This is a genomic window from Pseudomonas neuropathica (assembly GCF_051174785.1).
Taxonomy (GTDB): domain Bacteria; phylum Pseudomonadota; class Gammaproteobacteria; order Pseudomonadales; family Pseudomonadaceae; genus Aquipseudomonas; species Aquipseudomonas neuropathica_A.
Genome location: NZ_CP195111.1, coordinates 349538 through 367271 on the forward strand (window position 1 = coordinate 349538; position 17734 = coordinate 367271).

At 59.0% G+C, this 17734-nt stretch carries 17 protein-coding genes and 1 pseudogene; 5 read left to right on the top strand and 13 right to left on the bottom strand.

The features are described from left to right. Positions 1-278 precede the first annotated feature (278 nt). Entirely contained in the window at positions 279-770 is a 492-nt protein-coding gene (locus ACRRSD_RS01540; protein WP_435036815.1) for a hypothetical protein, read from the bottom strand. Positions 771-982: 212 nt separating this feature from the next. Between ACRRSD_RS01540 and ACRRSD_RS01545 the strand changes: the two genes are divergently transcribed. After that, a complete protein-coding gene (locus ACRRSD_RS01545) occupies positions 983-1675 on the top strand; it encodes an aspartate/glutamate racemase family protein (protein WP_435036816.1) in 693 nt (230 codons plus the stop codon). Between the two features lies 1 nt (position 1676). Here the strand turns inward: ACRRSD_RS01545 and ACRRSD_RS01550 are convergent, their stop codons facing one another. Further along, the gene (locus ACRRSD_RS01550) at positions 1677-2195 is read right to left on the bottom strand and encodes a GNAT family N-acetyltransferase (RefSeq protein WP_435036817.1); all 519 of its coding nucleotides are present in this window, start codon (positions 2193-2195) and stop codon (positions 1677-1679) included. A 309-nt stretch (positions 2196-2504) separates the two neighbouring features. On the opposite strand from ACRRSD_RS01550, the gene ACRRSD_RS01555 reads away from it, so the two are divergent. After that, positions 2505-4538 carry an Ig-like domain-containing protein gene (locus ACRRSD_RS01555; RefSeq protein ID WP_435036818.1) on the top strand — a complete coding sequence of 678 codons (2034 nt, stop codon included), beginning with the start codon at positions 2505-2507 and terminating at the stop codon, positions 4536-4538. Between the two features lie 108 nt (positions 4539-4646). Here the strand turns inward: ACRRSD_RS01555 and ACRRSD_RS01560 are convergent. Continuing rightward, a pseudogene (locus tag ACRRSD_RS01560) lies at positions 4647-4829 on the bottom strand (LysR family transcriptional regulator); the annotation flags it as partial. 525 nt (positions 4830-5354) lie between these two features. Between ACRRSD_RS01560 and ACRRSD_RS01565 the strand changes: the two are divergent. Together ACRRSD_RS01565 and ACRRSD_RS01570 are read left to right on the top strand one after the other, a co-directional pair. Beyond that, on the top strand, positions 5355-5630 hold the full coding sequence (locus ACRRSD_RS01565) for a DUF3077 domain-containing protein (protein WP_242207970.1): 276 nt from the start codon (positions 5355-5357) through the stop codon (positions 5628-5630). Next, positions 5627-5893, top strand: coding sequence for a hypothetical protein (locus tag ACRRSD_RS01570; protein ID WP_038363058.1), 267 nt, complete (start codon positions 5627-5629; stop codon positions 5891-5893). Before ACRRSD_RS01565 ends, ACRRSD_RS01570 begins: the two co-directional genes overlap by 4 nt. Positions 5894-5999: 106 nt before the next feature. Here ACRRSD_RS01570 and ACRRSD_RS01575 read toward each other — a convergent pair whose 3' ends face one another. From ACRRSD_RS01575 to ACRRSD_RS01620, 10 genes are all read right to left on the bottom strand, one after another. Further along, positions 6000-6980 (bottom strand): LysR family transcriptional regulator, encoded by a 981-nt coding sequence (locus ACRRSD_RS01575; protein ID WP_435036819.1) that lies wholly within the window; start codon positions 6978-6980, stop codon positions 6000-6002. A gap of 162 nt (positions 6981-7142) precedes the next feature. Further along, positions 7143-8090: a peptidylprolyl isomerase gene (locus tag ACRRSD_RS01580; protein ID WP_435036820.1), complete on the bottom strand. Its 948-nt coding sequence runs from the start codon at positions 8088-8090 to the stop codon at positions 7143-7145. Further along, positions 8087-8557 (bottom strand): YbjN domain-containing protein, encoded by a 471-nt coding sequence (locus ACRRSD_RS01585; protein WP_435036821.1) that lies wholly within the window; start codon positions 8555-8557, stop codon positions 8087-8089. Before ACRRSD_RS01585 ends, ACRRSD_RS01580 begins: the two co-directional genes overlap by 4 nt. Positions 8558-8587: 30 nt before the next feature. Further along, positions 8588-9217: a DNA repair protein gene (locus tag ACRRSD_RS01590; protein WP_212621929.1), complete on the bottom strand. Its 630-nt coding sequence runs from the start codon at positions 9215-9217 to the stop codon at positions 8588-8590. Positions 9218-9234: 17 nt separating this feature from the next. After that, on the bottom strand, positions 9235-10932 hold the full coding sequence (locus ACRRSD_RS01595) for a putative porin (protein WP_435036822.1): 1698 nt from the start codon (positions 10930-10932) through the stop codon (positions 9235-9237). Between the two features lie 39 nt (positions 10933-10971). Beyond that, the gene (locus ACRRSD_RS01600; protein WP_435036823.1) at positions 10972-11676 is read right to left on the bottom strand and encodes an energy transducer TonB family protein; all 705 of its coding nucleotides are present in this window, start codon (positions 11674-11676) and stop codon (positions 10972-10974) included. Positions 11677-11679: 3 nt separating this feature from the next. After that, complete coding sequence (locus tag ACRRSD_RS01605; RefSeq protein WP_007915482.1) at positions 11680-12105, bottom strand: ExbD/TolR family protein; 426 nt, start codon at positions 12103-12105, stop codon at positions 11680-11682. 11 nt (positions 12106-12116) lie between these two features. Next, positions 12117-13916: a DUF2341 domain-containing protein gene (locus ACRRSD_RS01610; RefSeq protein ID WP_435036824.1), complete on the bottom strand. Its 1800-nt coding sequence runs from the start codon at positions 13914-13916 to the stop codon at positions 12117-12119. A gap of 14 nt (positions 13917-13930) precedes the next feature. Next, a complete protein-coding gene (locus ACRRSD_RS01615; protein ID WP_435036825.1) occupies positions 13931-15529 on the bottom strand; it encodes a ShlB/FhaC/HecB family hemolysin secretion/activation protein in 1599 nt (532 codons plus the stop codon). 59 nt (positions 15530-15588) lie between these two features. Next, positions 15589-16200, bottom strand: a complete 612-nt coding sequence (locus tag ACRRSD_RS01620) for a transposase (protein ID WP_435036826.1) — start codon at positions 16198-16200, stop codon at positions 15589-15591. A gap of 416 nt (positions 16201-16616) precedes the next feature. On the opposite strand from ACRRSD_RS01620, the gene ACRRSD_RS01625 reads away from it, so the two are divergent. Next, the gene (locus tag ACRRSD_RS01625; RefSeq protein ID WP_435036827.1) at positions 16617-17699 is read left to right on the top strand and encodes a pentapeptide repeat-containing protein; all 1083 of its coding nucleotides are present in this window, start codon (positions 16617-16619) and stop codon (positions 17697-17699) included. Positions 17700-17734: the final 35 nt, after the last annotated feature.

Here is a 17734-nt window from a genome sequence, read left to right on the forward strand (position 1 = left end):
CCTAGCCCTCTCCCAGAGGGAGAGGGGACTGACCGAGTGGTTTGTTCGAGTTACGCCGACCTGAAATATCGAGTCGAACTCAGGTTTTGAACAGCACTCGGTCTGCCCCCTTGCCCCTCGCCCCCAGAGGTAGGGGGAACTGACCGAGTTGATTATTCGAGTTACGTCGACCTGAAATATTCCAGTCGAACTCAGGTTTTGGCCATCCCCCAATCGGCTCCCTTTCCCCCTCGCCCCCCTGGGGGAGAGGGCTGGGGTGAGGGGGTAAGCTCTTGATCTTAACTACGGTCCCGAGGAATCAGGCTCTGCAACTGCTGGGCAAGGAAGTTGGCGTCGAAGACAAACGTATCCGGATCCTTCAAACCATTGGTCTTGCGCCACTGCCACGTGCCGTCCGCCAATCCCACCAGCGAAATGCTGCCATACCGCGCCGCCGTCAGCCCCATCACCGCAAGCGAAATCTGCCCGCCACTGCCCATTACATCAGGCACAAAATCCACCGGTTTGCCGGCAATCACAATACTCAGTTTCTCAGTCTTGAAGGTCGAGGTTTCCACCGGCGTGCTCGGCCCGAACGCGACATAGGCCTCGCGACTCACCTCCAGCAGATTCGGTGCCTGCACAGGTTCCAGCCATTGCTGAATATCACCGAACAGCGCAGTAATCCGCGTGGCCCAAGCGGCCGATTGCGTCTGGAACAGTTGCTTCTTGTGCGCTTCGCTCTCGGCGTAATGACGAAGCATCTCGCCCAGTTGTTGTACGTCGTCCATAGCGGTGTACCTCGGAAAGGACCTGCAATACCCGATAGTGGCAGATACCAGCCGCTGCGTACGTTTAACCTGCACCAAGTCCGATGAAGCACCATCACACTAGCGTGAAAGATCAGCAGTACAGTCACTTGTTGCTGGCATCGGACCCTGAACAAAAGGAAACTCCGGGCAGACCTGAACGCTCGACACTGTCATTTGCCTGAGGACATCCAATGCGCACCATCGGCCTGATCGGCGGCATGAGCTGGGAATCCAGCGCCGAATACTATCGACTCATCAATCAGCAAGTCCGTGATCGTCTCGGCCCGTTGCGCTCGGCACAGTTACTGATGCACAGCGTCGACTTCGGCCCCGTCGAGCAGGCCCAGCATGCCGGGCGCTGGGACGATGCCGCCGCCATTCTGGTGGACGCCGCGCGCAGGCTCGAAGCCGGCGGCGCCGAATGCGTCGTGCTGTGTACCAACACCATGCACAAAGTCGCCGAACAGATTCAAGCGGCGATCAGCATTCCGTTTCTGCACATTGCCGAACCGGCCGCACAGGCGGCTCTGAACATAGATGCACGCACGGTCGGATTGCTCGGCACCGCATTCACCATGGAACAGGATTTCCTCAAGCAACGCCTGATTGCCAAGGGTTTGACCGTGTTAGTGCCGGACGAAACAGAGCGCAAGGATGTGCACCGGATCATCTACGACGAACTCTGCGTCGGCGTTATCAGCGATCAGTCGCGGCAGATCTACCAGCGGGTGATCGAATCCCTCACCGCGCGCGGCGCGCAGGCGATCATCCTCGGCTGCACGGAAATCGGCATGTTGGTCAAACCCGAACACAGCGCCCTGCCCCTGCTCGACACCACCGAACTGCATGCACAGTCGGCGGTGGCATTCGCATTGGGCGACTGAGTCAGGTTTTCGGGCGACCGCGCAGACGGGCCATGCTCAGGGTGTCGACCCATTGCCCGTCGCGCACCGCGTAATCGCGAAACAGGCCTTCGTCCTCGAAACCGAATTTGCGGTAGAGACCGATGGCCGCTTCGTTGTCGGCATACACGGTGAGTTCGACGCGGTGCAAGTTCATCCAGTTATCGGCGACCTCCAGCGCCGCCGCCAATAGCTTCGAACCCACGCCTTTGCCCTGCCACGCCACCGCAACGCCCATACCGAAACTGCCGGCATGCGCCCGGCGCATCCGTGAATGAGCCTCCAGCCCAAGATTGCCGATCACCACACCCTGATGCAGCGCAACCAGCTTCACCGCCCGTTCGTTGTCCGCCAGCAGGCGCTGGCGCCAGACCTCGGCGGACTGAAACGGCATCTGCAACACCTGCCGCGCCACGGCCGGGTCGTTGTAGAGCGCAGTGATGCCCTCGATGTGGGATTCGTTGAAGCGTTCGAGGTGGATGGCGGGGTTGTACTCTGGCATGGCGGATCCTTCCTGGATCGATGAGTGGCCGATCACTCTAAACCGGTGAACCTCTGTCTGGCGAATATCAAAATGTGGGAGCGAGCCTGCTCGCGAAAGCGGTGTGTCAGGCAACAGATATGTTGAATGTCAGATTGCTTTCGCGAGCAGGCTCGCTCCCACAAAGGCCTCTAGCGGAGACGCGTTTAGCAACCGCTCGTCAGAAACCCGCACGTACCTGTCAGATCTGACAGGTGCGCATTTCCTCGCCTTGATGTGAGATGGGCCATGTCCGATTGGGCAGATTGTCTATCACGCCAGGAGCGCCTCATGGATATCCAGTCTTCGACGTTCAACGAGTTGTTTGTCTTGTATCCGGTGATCATTCAGGGCTGGATCACACCGGTGAAACCGGATGGCGTTGCGCACGGGGGGATTCCTCAGGCGCTTTATGACGACCAGACCCAGGGTCTGGAATGTCTGGCCGATCCGTGGACGGAACTGCAACTCCTCTCCTGGACCATGGCGGCGGATGATCGCGTGGACCTGTACGTCAACGACGACCCTAATCCCGTGACCGGCAAGACCGTTGCGCCAGGCGAAGAACAACTGCGCGTGCGCTTGTACCTGGCGCACGGCCGGCTGAATCAGGGTGTGAATCGCCTGCATTACAAGGTCACCCGTGTAGGCGGCAATGTTGAGTCGTCGCGAGATCTGTTGGTGCTTTATCACCTGCGCTTGCCGGAGTCACTGGAGCTGGTGATTCCGCCGGATGTGCTGCGCGATGGCGTCGGGCCGGAGCGTGCTGCGCAGGGGGTGACGCTCGGTTTCAATTACAGCAACCGACGCAAATATGACGTCATCGCGTGCATGATCGGCGATACGACCGTTCGCTTCGATGTGCCTGACGCGCCGGCTGCAATCAACCAGACGCTGTTTACCGACACCTTTAAACGGGCGGGTGACAACCCGAGTGCGGTGCTGGAATTCAGGGTTTTTGACCAATTGGGCAACGTCGTCAAGTCGGGCGAAAAGCGCCTGGATATTCACCTCGGTCGCGTGACGTTGCTGGCCCCCACCGTGCGAGGCATGAACGGTAACCAGTTCAGCCCGACCACTCCGGAGGTGCGCGTTCTTGTGCCGCAAGGCTCGTTACTGCGGGACGACACGCTGAGGGTGAAATGGACAGGCGCTACCGCTGTCGCCGCAGGTTCCTACACCAGCCCGCCACGACTGGTCAGCGCAGGGCTGGAAATTGCCGTGCCGCGCTCGGTTCTGGCTTACAGCCTGGGACAACAGGTCACTGTCACTTATTTCATTGAACGCGACGGCAATACAACCGAATCACCGCCTCTGCTGTTGAACATTCTGCCACTGCCGGCAACAGCATTAATCGCGCCGAAAATTGTCGAGGCGGATGCCAACAACTTTGTGGATGTGCTGGCGTTGGGGACTAAAAACGCGACCATTCATACGTTGCTTCATACTCTGATTGAAGCCGGTCAACAATGCTGGCTACGCCTGGAGGGGAAAAAAGCTGACGGTTCGGCACACGACCTGACGCTGTGGAACGGCCTCCCGGCTCAGGTCAACTCGACGTGGATCAATCAGGGTTTCTGGCCAGCAACCCTGGCCAACAGTTACCTCAAGCAACTCGGGCACGGCACAACGCTGACCATCAAATACAAAGTGGCACTGGACAAGAGCAATATTGAAGCCGATGCGGTGGTGTTTCCCGATCGTACCTACACTGTCAAAGCCGTAGTTGCATTGACTATTGATGATTCACAGATGCTCTTGCACGCAGTGAAGCTCCTTCAAAATTATGGTTGGGGTAGCAAGGAAGTCCCTGGCAATGTCGACACACGGCAGGCCACCGGAGGTACGCCACCCTATATTTACCAATCGGACAACCCAGCAGTGGCCTCAGTTACTTTGGACGGAAAAGTCGCTGGACTTAGAAATGGGGCAACAACGATTCGTGTGAGCGATCAGTCCGGTTCAACGGTGTCGTTTGCTGTGGATGTGAGAAACGTTTTTCAAGTGATCAGAGGCTCGGCAACGTATTCTGGCGACCCGCAGGGGGATTTGGATGCTCAACGATGGGTGTACAGCCAGGGCGGTATAAGGTTGCCTGATAACTCTTACCTAGAACCACTTTCGGCCAACTTTACAAATGTATATGGCGATGTTTTCGAGGGAACCCCCGTCGATCGTCCAAGAGGAAAATGTTGCGTGGAATCTGCCGTTCCTCCTAGGGCGTACTATGGCAACTGGATGGCAATGCATTCCGACGGTACATTTTGGTTCTCGAGTGGATCACAACCACAACTGGCAAGAGCAATTGCCTTCGTGCCCACGTGACTTCGCAACATAAATGAGGTTGTTCGCGGACAGACACACCAAAGGTCGCGAGGTGGCTGGCCAGGCGAGCGTCATCGCTGATTAGCTCGCTGCCTCAGGGAATCGTGCTCAAGGCTGGAACCACTCGTGGCGCTCGGTGAAAGTATGGTGGATGAGGTCGGTGAGGTTTTGCACTTCGGGCATGTGCTGTGACTCGGTGTTGATCGCCAGCCATGCCTGCAATTGCATCGGCGCTTCGAACAATCCGGGCAACGCCACCAATCCCCGATCAAACCGGCTCATGTACGCCGGAGACTAAACGGGGCCAGACTACATTTTGCGATCTTTTGCTTTGGGAGAAACCTGGCGCCTAGTCAGGCCGACGCGGTCAAATATTCCAGAGACTGAATACAGCGTTGGCTGGTGGAACATCAATTGGTGACGCCTCATGATTTTGTCGCCGTGGCCGCTGCGATATTCAGCATCATTGGAAGCTCATCAATCGTCATCGCGAGTAGCCTTTCTCCTACAAGAAAGCCCGGCAAACTCCGGAAGAATGCGGCGGTTGACTGACCTGCCCTCACTCCCTATCCTCGCGCCTGTCACGACTCATTCGTGATCGGGTTTGACGGCCTGGACTTCCTCACTACGCGCATAGCCTTTCTCTGCTCGTGCACTTTTGTGCCCGGTCATTGCATATGGTGACTGTGTGTGGGGCATCTTCGGATGCGCCGGGTTTGTGAGGACCGGTCCGTCAACCTGCACACAGTTGCCACCCATTCGTTTGACGGCGATCAAGTGGCAGCTCTCTTTAGCTCTGAAAGAGATACCTCACTTATGAAGCACACAACCACAACCTCGACTCCCTGCGACCAGGTTGCTCACCACCCTTTCAACGTCCGACCCGACATATCCCTCCTCGACGCCCTCGAACACGCGGCCGTCTACCTCAACTGCGCCGAAACCCTCGCCCACCAAGCCCCTAGCGTCGCTCGCCCGGAACACAGCAGCTCGATGCGCTGGGCCAGTCAGCAAATGCTTGCCAATGCCCGCGCACTGATGCTGGCCGCCATCGCTCGTGTGCACGCCGCGCAGGCCCGGGGTGACGTATGAGCTCGCACATTTCGATGACGCACAACGAGGACAGCATTCCGGTCCTCCTCGTTTCCACTGAAGCGCCGCTAGACGTGTTGCACAGCAGCGCCGCCAGCCGCTTTCTCGCAGTAACGCAAATGATGGAAAGCCTCGCCAGTCTGGATATTTCCTCGGCCAAAGGCGCCGACGTGCAGCAACTGGCGCACGCGGCGGCGATGTTGCTGCGTGATGGTTGTGATGTGATGGATGTGTTGGGGCGGCAGATTCGTTTGCGCGTCTGATCCGGGAATAACGATTCCCTTGCTCGCGAAAGCGGTGTGTCAGGCAACAGAGAAGTTGAATGTCAGATTGCTTTCGCGAGCAGGCTCGCTCCCACAGGAATTGTATTCAGGGCTGGAACCATTCGTGGCGTTCGTTGAAGGTGTGGTGGATGAGGTCGGTCAGGGTTTGGACTTCGCTGATATTTTGTGAGTCCGCGTTGACCGCCAGCCACGCCTGCAACTGCATGGGTTCCTCGAATAACCCGGGCAGTGCGATCAGGCCTCGATCAAACCGGCTCATATACGCCGGCAACAACCCGATGCACGCGCTGCAGCGAATCATCTCCAGCATCAATTCATAAGACTGCATTTGCACCACGCCGGCCAACCGCTGTTCGACCAGGTCATTCCATGGCCGGAAGCTGTCGATCTGGCGGTCGTGTTGCCATTGCACCAGCATGAAATCGGCGAGGTCATCGGGGGTGTCCGGGCGCGCAGTGACGCGGGAGTAGCGTTTGGCGATGTGCGGCAGATAGTCAAGGCGTGCCAGCGCTTGCGGTGCGCTGGTGGCGAAGGTCGGGCCGGGGTGTGGGGTTTCGCCGTTGGCCAGCCAGAGGACGACGTCGGCGCTGACCGCGCGCAGGGACAGTTCGCTGTCCAGCGCGATGATTTCCAGGCGTACGCTGGCGTTGCGGCGCAGCAGTGCGATGAGGTCGCGGCCGAGGATGTCGTGGAGGATCGATTCGGCGACAGCGAGGCGGATCAATGGTTGCTCGATCACCGGCAGTTTGCGTTCGTTGGCCAGCGCTATGAGTTTGGCCTGCAGTTGCTGGCCTTCACGGGTCAGGCTCAGGGCGCTGCCCTGGAAGCTGAACAGGGTGTGTTGCAGTTCTTGTTCGAGCTGTGCCAGTTGCTTGCGCAGCAAGGTCGAGCGCACGTTGAGGCTGCGCGCGGCTTGCATGAAGCAGCCGCAGCGGGCGCTGACCAGGAAGTATTGGGCGACGTCGCCGTCGATGGTCGCGGCATGTGCGAGCCACGGTTCGCTGTGGTCATGTGGCCAGTGGTAATCGGGGTTGCCCTGTCGTCCTGCGGGTTCGGTGAATGACATCGATGACTCCCTGTCGATCTTTGTGTTTGTCTTAAGTGCACCATAGATCCCTGTGGGAGCGAGCCTGCTCGCGAAAGCGGTGCGTCAGTCACCGAACATGTTGAATGTGCAGACGCTTTCGCGAGCAGGCTCGCTCCCACAGGGGTTGTGGTGGAGGTGAAATCAGTGTTTTTCCTCTAGGACTTTGTTGAGTTCGGCACCGTCGATGCTGAGTGTCGCGGTATTGAGCATGCCGTCCAGATACGCCTGGGCAATCTGCTCCTGGCGTTGCGCACGCAAGGCCTGGGTCAGTTGATCACGCAGTTCGTCGAGGGTCGCCAGACGTGCTGGTTGTTGCTCGGTGAGTTTGATCACGTGGAACCCGGCGGCGCTTTGAACGGGATCGGAAACCGCGCCGACCTTGAGCCGCGCCACGGCGCCACGCACTTCCGGGACGAGTTGCTGCAACGGTTGCAGACCGCTATCGCCACCGCGTTCAGCGGTGACGCGATCCTGCGAATATTGAGTCGCCAAAGCAGCAAATTCTGCCGGCGTCGCTTGGGCTTTCTTGCTCAGTTCGAGCGCCTGCTTGCGCACCGATTCAAGACTCTGCGGATCATTCACCCCAAGGAAAATCTGACTGACCCGATACAGCGCCGGTGTCTGCCAACTCGCCTTGCCGGCGTCATAAGCCTGCTGCAATTCAGCCGCACTCGGATAATCCGCCGGCACCTGGCTGACCGAACGCAAGTAATCACGGAAGACAATCTGTTCAGTCGCCGCCCGGGTCTGCCGCGCAACCTCGGGGCGCTGCGCCCAACCTTGAGCGTCGGCCTGTTCGAGCACGGCTTTTTCCGCCAGACGCGTGCGAATCCAGCGTTCCAGCGCTTCACGATTACCGCGCAATTGCTCGCGGGTTTCCGGTGGAACTGTCGCCAGCAATGCCTGCAATTCCTCGGGCGAAACCTGCTGATTACCCAACCGCGCCACCGCCGGCCCCGCAGCAACCGCCGCCACAGACGACGATTGCTGGGCGGCGACCGGGTCACTGCCCGGCCGCACCACCAGCGCCACGGCCACCACCAACAGCGCCACTGCCGCAGCGCTGATCACCATGGCAGGCTTTTTCACAGCGCGACTTCCTCTTGCTCGGCCACGGCGACTTTCGCGGTAGATGCTTGTGCGGCCTGAGTGAAATCACGCAGATAAACGATGAACTCCTGCAGCAGGCGATCCCACAATTCGAGGTTGCCGCGCAGGTGCTCGTTGCTCACACCTGCCGCCACCACCACGTCCATTTCCATCACCAGAAACTCGCCCTGCAACGACAACCGGGCAAAACGACGGCTGGCGTTCCACTGCTCGGCCACACCCTGTGGCAACTCACCCTGCACGCGCAGCGCACAGCTGAACGTGAAATCGACGTAGCTGCCCTGCTCCACCGCCGGATTACCAAAACGCACGGCGTAACCGATGCCCTGGCTGGCGCTGAGCAACTGGACGATGCCGTTCTGCTCGGTTTCGTTGACGCGATAACCGGCCGCTTGCAGGACTTCGGTCAGGGATTTTGGCGATACGTGGCTGATTAATTGAGTCATTGTTTCTTCCTTGTTTATCAGTCTTTTAAATCAGTGCGAGAGCGCGGCTTGCGGCGCGTCGAATTGAGTCTTGTAGAGCTCGTCACCAAACCCCTGAGCCAGTTCATCGAACTTGACCCGGGCGCTGCCCGCGAAGGGCTGGCGGATCTTCATCACCTCGGCCACGTCGATGTTTTCGTAGGCAGTGAGGATCTGTTTGGCGACGCCGTACATCTGCTGATTCTTGACTGAACATTGCTGCACTTGTGTGTCACGTTCAGCCAATTGCGCTTGAAGCTTAGACCGTTCTGCCTCTTTGGCACGGGCCATGACCAGCAACTCGTCATAGGCCTTTTTGAACTTGCCGGTCTGTTCGGCGCTGGCCGCCACTTGCGCCTGCGCCTGGCTGTGCAGGCTCTGTTGCTGCCCGGCCAGTTGCTCAGCGACGCCTTTGGCCTTGGCCAGTTCGGCACTCAATTGCTTGATTTGCGCCTGCGCAGCCTTCGCTTCGTTCTGCGCCGCCAGTTGCGCGGCGCTGGCCTGGGCTTGCTGACTTTGCAGGGCCTGCAGTTGCTGTGTGGTGCTGCGCAATTGCGTGCGCAAGCGTTCTTCCATGCCTTCGGCACTGGCCCCGGTGGCGATCAACAGCCCGAGCCCGAGCAACACAAATCGCGTTTTCATAACCCTCTCCCGGCGCCTTAGAAGCGCGTGTTGATCTCAAGCTGCAAGACGTCGATGTCGAACGGTGCGCCGTACACCGCTTCGGTGCTCATCCAGCGACCGGTCGCGTAAACGTTCTTCGCCAGACCGTAGTTGCCGCCGATGAAATAACCCTTGGCGTTGGTGCCGCCGAGGTGGAACGACGAGTCGTTGAAACCGTCAGGCAAAGCGTCGGGCTGGATGTATTTGTAGCCAGCGAACATGTTCCAGTCGCCCTGCTTTTTCAGGTCCAGTGCGCTACCGAGGGTGAACTGCACCATCCACGCGTTGGCGCCGCTTTCGATGTCGCCGTTGCTGTCGAGGTTGTTGACGATCTGCCCGGCCGAACGCTTGCGCATGTCGCCTTCGTCGTACGCGAGGTTGTGGATGTAGTTGCCCTGGCTGCGCAGTTTGAAGTCTTCTGGCAAGTCGGCATCCCAGACCATGTTCAGATCAAGCAGATTGAATTCCGAAGCAAGGCCAACGAATTGCGGCTGCGGCGTGGTGGTCGGGTTAAGCGGGTTCGGCGTGATGTCGCGCAGCAGGAATACGCTGTTGCCCTTCTGCATGAACGCCGCGCGGCTGCCGTCGCCGTCACAGCCCGGCGCGCCGGCCCACGGTTCGCAAGGGCTGGAGCGCTGGCCTTGAATGTCATCGAAGCGGTAGTACGCCAGCGCACCTTTCAAACGGTTGTTGCTGTTGATCGCCCATTTGGCGCCGATCTGCGCGCCGTACAGCCACTTGTTGTCGCTCTCTTCCTTGTCGAAGCCGTTGCTGCTGGCGGTGTCGTTGGTGTAATCCACCGGGAACGCGCCGACGGTGCCGAACACGCCCCAATCGCGATTGAGTTTGTGGTCGAAAATCGCTGCTACACCGTCGAAGTTCAAGTCGTTGGAATAGAGCATGTCGGTGGACATGAACGGGTTGGCAAAGCGACCGCCAGTCAGTGTCAGTTCATCCGTAGGCTTCCAGTTCAGGTAGCCCTGATCGAGCCAGATGTCCTTTTTGGCGAAACCGCCGCCGAGGTTTTGCGTGGTCGACACCGGGTTGTTGTCCGAACCGGTACCGATGCGGATGCCGGCGGTCCACTGCGGCGAGATCTCCGCTTTCATGCCCAGTCGCGCACGGATGCGGAACTGGTTGGTGCGGTCTTCGCGGGTGTTGAGCAGCGGCGGCAGACTGGTGCTGCTGTTGGGGTTTACGTCGTACGGGCCGTTGTTGTTGAGCTTGGCGAAGTCGACGATCTCGTTGCTGTTGCTGTCCGAGTAGTAGCGCGATTCATTGCGCAGGCGAATGTCGCCGTCGAAACTGATGCGCGCAGCCCATTCCGGGAAGCTGTTGGGCGCGGCCCAGTTTTCCTGTTTGGCAGTGGCCATGACTTCGGCTTTGACCTGATCACGGATCTGGTCGCGCACGGCGGCTGGCACGTATTGCACACGGACATCGCCCGGCGCAGCGACCGGCCCGGCCGCGACTGCGGTAGACGCTGCGGCCTGCTTGGCCTGCGCCGCTTCGTTCTGCGCCTGAGCAATCAGTGCGTCAGCCTTGTCCTGCTTCAGAATGCCCTGCTCGACCAGCAAGCGGATCAGATTGATCGTGGCGTTCTCCGAGGGCGCAGGCGCTGCCGCGGCCTGGCCGACCAGGGTCGCAATGACCATGCCGACCGCCAGGGACAATCGATTCACATTGGAAATCATCTGCACACAACTCCTTTTGGCAAAGCGTAAAAAAATGAATTAACCCGGACGCCGCCCTTGCAGGGACAGGCGCACAGGCAATGTGATGGAGGCCGGTGGCCGTTCGCTGAGGGCCGGTGCACCGCGCAGTGCCGCCAACACCTGGGTATCGATTTCGGGGTTACCGCTGGACTTGATCAGCTCGACGCGGGTGATCTCGCCGACGCTGCTCAGCCAGACATCGGCCTGCAACGAAAACGCGAGGTTGCGCAGCTCGGGGTTCTCGCGCAGCAAGCGCTGGAAGGTGAACGCCAGGAATTGGCTGTACGTCCCCGTGCCCAAACGCCCGCCACCGGCACCGGCCATGCCGCCGCCCTTGCCCGCGCCGATGTTGAAAGCGTCGTTGCCGGACTGCGCATCACCGTCCATTTGCATCGGGTTGGCCAGATCGTCCGCCGGGGATGGCGGCGCTTCTTCCTCGGGCTTGACCTCTTCTGGCTCGGGCGTTGGCTCTGGCTCGACGACCTTTTCTTCCACCGGAGTTTCTGGTTCTGGCGGTTTTTCCGGCGGCGGAGGTGGCGGTGGCGGCAACGGAATGATCGTCGGCACCTTCGGCGCTTCGCGGCGGATGCCGCTCATGTCGTTGGCCCACTGCCACAGGAACCACGCGGCGAGCGCGCCGATGAGCAATCCGGTGCCCCACTTCGCATAACGCAGCGCTGGGTTTTTCACCGGCAGCGGCTCGATCGGTAGTTGTGCGGTCATGACTCAGCCCTGACTCGGTTTGCCGGTGACGAGACCGACCTGGGACAGTTCGAGCCGGCGCAGAAGATCCAGCACTTCGATGACTTTCTGGTACTGCACCGTCGCGTCGCCGCGCACGATCACCGGGAAATCCGGGCTCTGCGCCTTCTCGATGCGCAGGCGTTCTTCCAGCTCGGCCAGGGTCACCGGATAGGCGTCGAGGAACACCTGCCCGCCGTCGTTGACCGAAATCGCCTTGGTCTTGGCCTCGGACAGCGACACGGAGGCGCTGGCCTTAGGCAGGTTGATCTGGATCCCGGAAACCTGCGCGGTGGCAGTGAGGATGAACATCACCAGCACCACCATCAGCACGTCGACCAGCGGGGTGATGTTGATGCTGTCCACCGCTGCATCTTCATCATCGTCGTGGGAGGCATTTACGGACGCCATGTCAGTGCTCCTCAGGCCGGTACGGAGTGGTTGGCGTGATGGCCGCGCTGATGCGATGCCTCACTGAACTGGCTCTCGCCGTGCATCTCCGCCAGACGGGTGATGAACTCGTCGACGAACACGCGCATGTCGGCGCTGACTTCCTTGTTGCGGGTGATCAGGCGGTTGTAGCCAAACAGCGCCGGGATCGCGACGAACAGACCCATCGCCGTGGCCAACAACGCGGCGGCCATACCGGGAGCAATGGCGTTGATGTTGACGTCGCCGGCCATCGCTGTGCCGAGGAACACCACCATGATCCCCAGCACCGTGCCGAGCAGGCCGATGTACGGGCCGCCGGCGATGGCGTTGGACAGGGTCGAGAGCTTCGAGCTGAGCTGCTGGTTTTCGCGGGTGCGCACGCCGTCCATGGAGCAGCGGATTGCTTCGATGGTCGCCGCTGAAACCGACGAGGTATCGGCGCCCTGCTCGCGGCGGGTGCGGATCTCTTTAACCGCCACCAGATACAGGCGCCACAGCGACGAATGCTGCAAGCGCTGGGCGAGTTGCGCGTCGTCGGCGAACATCTCCAGACGCGTGCCGACCTTGGCGAACTGCACGCGGAAGTCTTCGTTGGCAGCGCTGACGCGGCTGAGGCTGCGGTTCTTGCGCAGCATGATGATCCACGACTGGAACATCATCAGCACCAGCACGGCGATTATCACCCAGGCGTCGATTGGCACCGCGTTGAGCAGGAAGCCGAGACTGCCGAAGCCGAAACCGGACTGTTCTTCGTCGACACCGTAAGCGACCAGTTTTGATTCGGCACCTTGCGAGGTAGCGTCGGCCAGCAACAGCGGCGCGGCACGGGCGACTTTCGATAGGCGCAACTCGTCAATGGCGCCCACGAACGGCTGGAACGGCCCTTCGTGCAGATCGGCACCGATGGCCATGACCGAGTTGAAGGCCGGCATCGCCTGGGCGAGCGTGGCAGCTTCGCGACCGTTGATGAACAGGGTCACTTTGGAACCTTCAGCGGTCAGCGCAACGTGCTGCCACTGGCCCGGATTCAGCGCTTGCGTGGCGACAGCGCGTTGGCCATCGATTTCTACAAACGGCACACCTTGGTTGGCACCGACCAGCAGACTGTTCGCGCCTTCACGACGAGCGAGAATCAATTGCTCGCTACTGGCCTGATCCAGACGCAGCCAGGCACTGAAGGTGAACGCACTGCCAGCGTTGTGTTGCAACGAAGGACTGGCCGGCAGCAACAACGGCTGGCCGCTGAACTGCAACGCGCGCCCTACTACACCGTCAATCGCCGCACCGGTCGCGCTTTGCGCGGTGTTGCCGTAAGCGGTGGTGTCTTTGGCCGGGGTGCCGGTGGCGCCGTCGAAGTGATACAGCGCGGTGTAATTCGGATCGAAGGTCAGTTGGCCGTTGCCGGTCGCCGGGGCCTTTTGATTGCCGTAATACATCCAGATGTCCTGGCGCTGACCACCCTCGACATTCGGCACATCGACCCAGATCAGCGCCATGCCCATCAGCGCGTCGAAACTTTCGATCTGGTGGTTGAGCACGGTTTTGTCATCGGCGGCGACAAAGCGCAGGTCAGAGCCGTCTTCTTTCACCCCATCGAAGGTGAAATTGCCGGTGTGCAGGCGCACCAGTAACGCGGTGCGGCCGAGGGCCTGATTGATCGCCGCGCCCTGCGGCGTCGTGTCGACGGCAATCTGTTTGCGGTAGTGCCAGTCGTCCTGCCACCAGGCCTGAGCCGTGGCCGGGAGCACGAAGCCCAGGCAGATCAACAACGAAAGGAAGAGGCGCTGCATGAACGTGCTCCTTGTCAGAAAGTGGCTTGAAGGTTGAAGTGCAGGCGCGATTCCTGTTTCGAGGTGTTCGGCCCTTCGAGTAGCGGGTAGCCCCAGTCGAGGCTGCCGGACAGCCATTTGCTCAGGCTGGCGCGGGTGCCGAGGCCGACGCTGGCCAGGGCGTAATTGGCGTCCTGATCCGGCAGTTCGTCGCGCAGATACAGTTGCGCGCCTTCGGCAAAGGCATAGAAGCGCCAGTCCTGCATCCACGTGCCGGCGTACTTGGCCAGTGACGGCGTGCGCACTTCCTGGCTGAGCAGCAAGCCGTCATCGCCGGTACGTTCAGCAGCCAGATATCCGCGGACTGAAGTGGCGCCACCGGCGGAGAATTGCTCGTTGGAAACCAGCGGCCCGGACGCGAGTTGGAACGCTGCTTTGCTTGCGCTCTGCCAATCGCTGTCGAAGGTCCAGGTGTAATTGGTGTCGCCCTTGAGCACGGCGAAACTCGGTTTGGCGCGGTAGCGTTTGTAGTCGAAATCTTCGTCGGAGCTGCCGTAGCCGAAAATGCTGCGAGTGGCGGCGACCAGGCTCAGGCCGAGGCCGAGCTGGCTCTTCTCGGTGTAGCGATAGCCGTTGTAAGCGAAGGTGAACGGCGCGTATTGCAGTGGGACCTTGTCGCTCTCGCCCGACAGGGTCAGGCGTTCGTCGAAGTCCTTGAAGTCGATGCCGGCCGACAGCGAATTCGACCAGTTGCCGCTGGAGGGCAGCGTGTAGATCGCCGACACACCGTAGCTGTGGCCCTTGCCGAGCACGTTGCTGCCGCCGATGGTGGCGACGTTGCTGTCGGACTGGTAACCGGAGAACTGCACGCTCCAGCGATCGGTCAGCGGCGCGGTGTAGGAGCCGGACCAAACCTTGGCGTTATCGGTTTCCTGCGGCGCAGTGAAGAACGTCAGGTTGACGCTATGGCCGAGTTGCCAGAGGTTGTTGTAGCCGAGGCTGGTGACAGTGCGCAGCTTTTCCGTGTCGGCGCTGTAGTCGTTGTTGAGACCGACACTGGCGGTCCACGGGTTCTGGTCTTCGACCTGCAAATCGACGTCCATGGTGCCGGGGCGCTGACCTTCGCGCACCAGCGGCATCACTTGCCGGCCCGGCGTCTTGTTGAGCTGTGCGAGTTCGCCCTGGACCTTGGCGAAGTCCGGCACCTCGCCTTCCTTCAGCGCCGGGACGTTGTCGCGGATGTCCAGCGGCGAATAGTGTTTGGCGCCGACCACACGCACCCGGCCGACCTTGGTTTCACTGACTTGCAGGTAGACGATGCCGTCGGCCACGGCTTGCTCGGGCAGCTCGACGAACACTGATTGATAGCCGCGTTGCTGATAGGCCTTCTGCAACGCGTCGCGCGCACCTTCGATGTCACTGAGGGCTTTTTGCGGGCCGAGGAACGGGTACACCGCTTCTTCAATCGCTCGCGCGTCGAGCACGGTGTTGCCGCGCACGAAGTATTCGTTGACGTCGACCAGACGCTGCGCCGCCGCGTTGTTGGCGGCCTCCTCGGCCAATGCCGGCTGCACGCCCGCCGTCACCAGCAGCCAGCCCCACAGCGCCAGCCGTGACTTGAAAATCGGTTCCACACTACCCCCTGAATTCGCGATGACCTGTTGGCGCCTCGGCGCCTTGTGTGTTGCCGCTGTTAGTTGCTGACGTGCGGGGCGCAGGCGTGTTTGCCCAGCCACGTGTGCAAGAGCGCGAAGTTCAGCGAGAACTCGGGCATTTGCAGCAACGCGCCGCAGAACACTTCGCCGATGATTTTTTGAATGAGCAGCACCGCACGAGGCTCGTTGAGCAACGTGGCGATGTCGCGACTGAGGGCGTTGAAGCTCCAGACTTTCTGGTTCAGACCGAGGCCGACGAACCAGCGGAACAGCAGGTTGTAATTGAGTTGTTCGTAAAGCTGCTGCTCGCTGGGCACTGAATACAGCAGTTGCAGGAGCAGGATGTACATCACCGTTTGCGCGGGGATCAGCATGCCCGGCTCGGCATTGAGGTCGTGCAGGAGGTCGCGGTGGGCATCGAGCAAGTCGTCGATCTGCGGGCGCAGCAACACCAGCGAATGGCCCGGCGGAATGTAGCTCGACACCTCTTTCAAGGCGCCCTGCCAATCATCCTGCGAGACGATCCAGACCCACGGCGCGCCGTAGCGATACACCGAAACCGGCTTTTTGCGCGCGGCTTCGACGATCTTCGACAGGCGTTGATCGAGTTCCTGCATGCCCACTTTCGAGTAGCGTTCCATAGTCCCCATTGCCTCACTCCCGGCGTCCCGCCTCGGCTTGTGAAAAGCGCCCCGTAGGGCCCCTCAAGCGCGTTACATAGGCATGACCGGACTGGCGATGTGCTACCGAACTTTTGTCATAAAAGCTTCATTACGGAAGACGTGTGCCCTTCATAAAGTTGTCCGTCCGCTTAGGAGCAAGGTACTGTGCGATGTATCGGAGATCGCCACGGTGCAACGAGCAAAAAAACATTGAGCCCTTCAAGTGGCTACCGGCACCAAAGTGAGTACCGCTTGGAAAATTGTGTTGAGTGCTGGTAAGCCAATAACAATCGCGCTTTTCAGCACACTGCTCAAACTTAGTTTTGTTTTTTTGATTTCAACCAGCCACTCATATCAACACAGAATTATAGAAAAGAAACACCTTACCCACCAGGAATGGAATCATGGCCATAGAGCTTAACCAAGAACACTACGAACTTCTTAAAAAATGCTCAGAATCCGAAAATTTTGAGCAATGGAACAAATTTGTAAAAACAACTACTACAATCATTAGATTGCGCGGGGGCGATTTTTCCGGGTGGAATCTTAAAGGGGCTAGCTTCCACACACCGGGAGGTGAACTGATGGATTTGCATGATGCAAATTTTAACAACTCCTCAATTCAGGGCGCAGATTTTTCCGGTGCAAAACTATTTGAGGCCACTTTCGAACAAGCATCAATTGAGCTCTCTTCATTCAGCAATGCCGACTTGACAAGAGCACGTTTCACCGAAGCAGAAATAACAATGACAAATTTTAACCAAGCAATCCTTAACTATGCCTCTTTTAAGGATGCTCACATTAACGCATCAGATTTGTATGAAGCTAGCTTTTACAGAGCAGACCTTACTGGGGCTCGCTTCAACGGCGCTTTCCTCCTTATTCCAGGCAGGAGCAATTTATGTGGTACAGATTTTCGGGAGGCAAAGCTCAATAGTGGAACTTACTTTGAAAATTATCAGGTATCCAACAAAACCGACTTTCGAACCGTTAGCTTCGAATCTGCCAACTTCAGCCAAGGGCTCAGACAAACGCTGCGATACTGCAACCGGAGGCACAACTGGAACGACTGGTACAAAAATAAAAAACTTCCGCTTCGAACAATTACTAAATTTTTCTGGAGTCTCTCGAACTACGGACATTCGCCCATTAGAGTCTTGACATCGTTCGCAACCTTGACGCTTTTTTTCGCGCTGATTTACTTAGTTTTCCCACAGATAATAACCGGACTAAAACACCACGACCTTATTAAAAGCATTTACTTTTCCATCGTCACAATGACGACGCTTGGCTTTGGAGACATGCATGCTGGAGATAGCTGGGTTGCACAGATTTTAGTAATCTTTCAAGTTCTTTTTGGTTATCTACTACTTGGTTCGCTCATCACCATGCTCTCTGAGTTTTTTTACTCTGATGGCCCTTCGCAAGAACTATCCCCTCATGAAAGCAAGCCAAATTTTATGATAGCCACTATTAAAGATGCGTAGCAGTTGCGTGACAACGGGCGCCCTCGCGAGCTTTT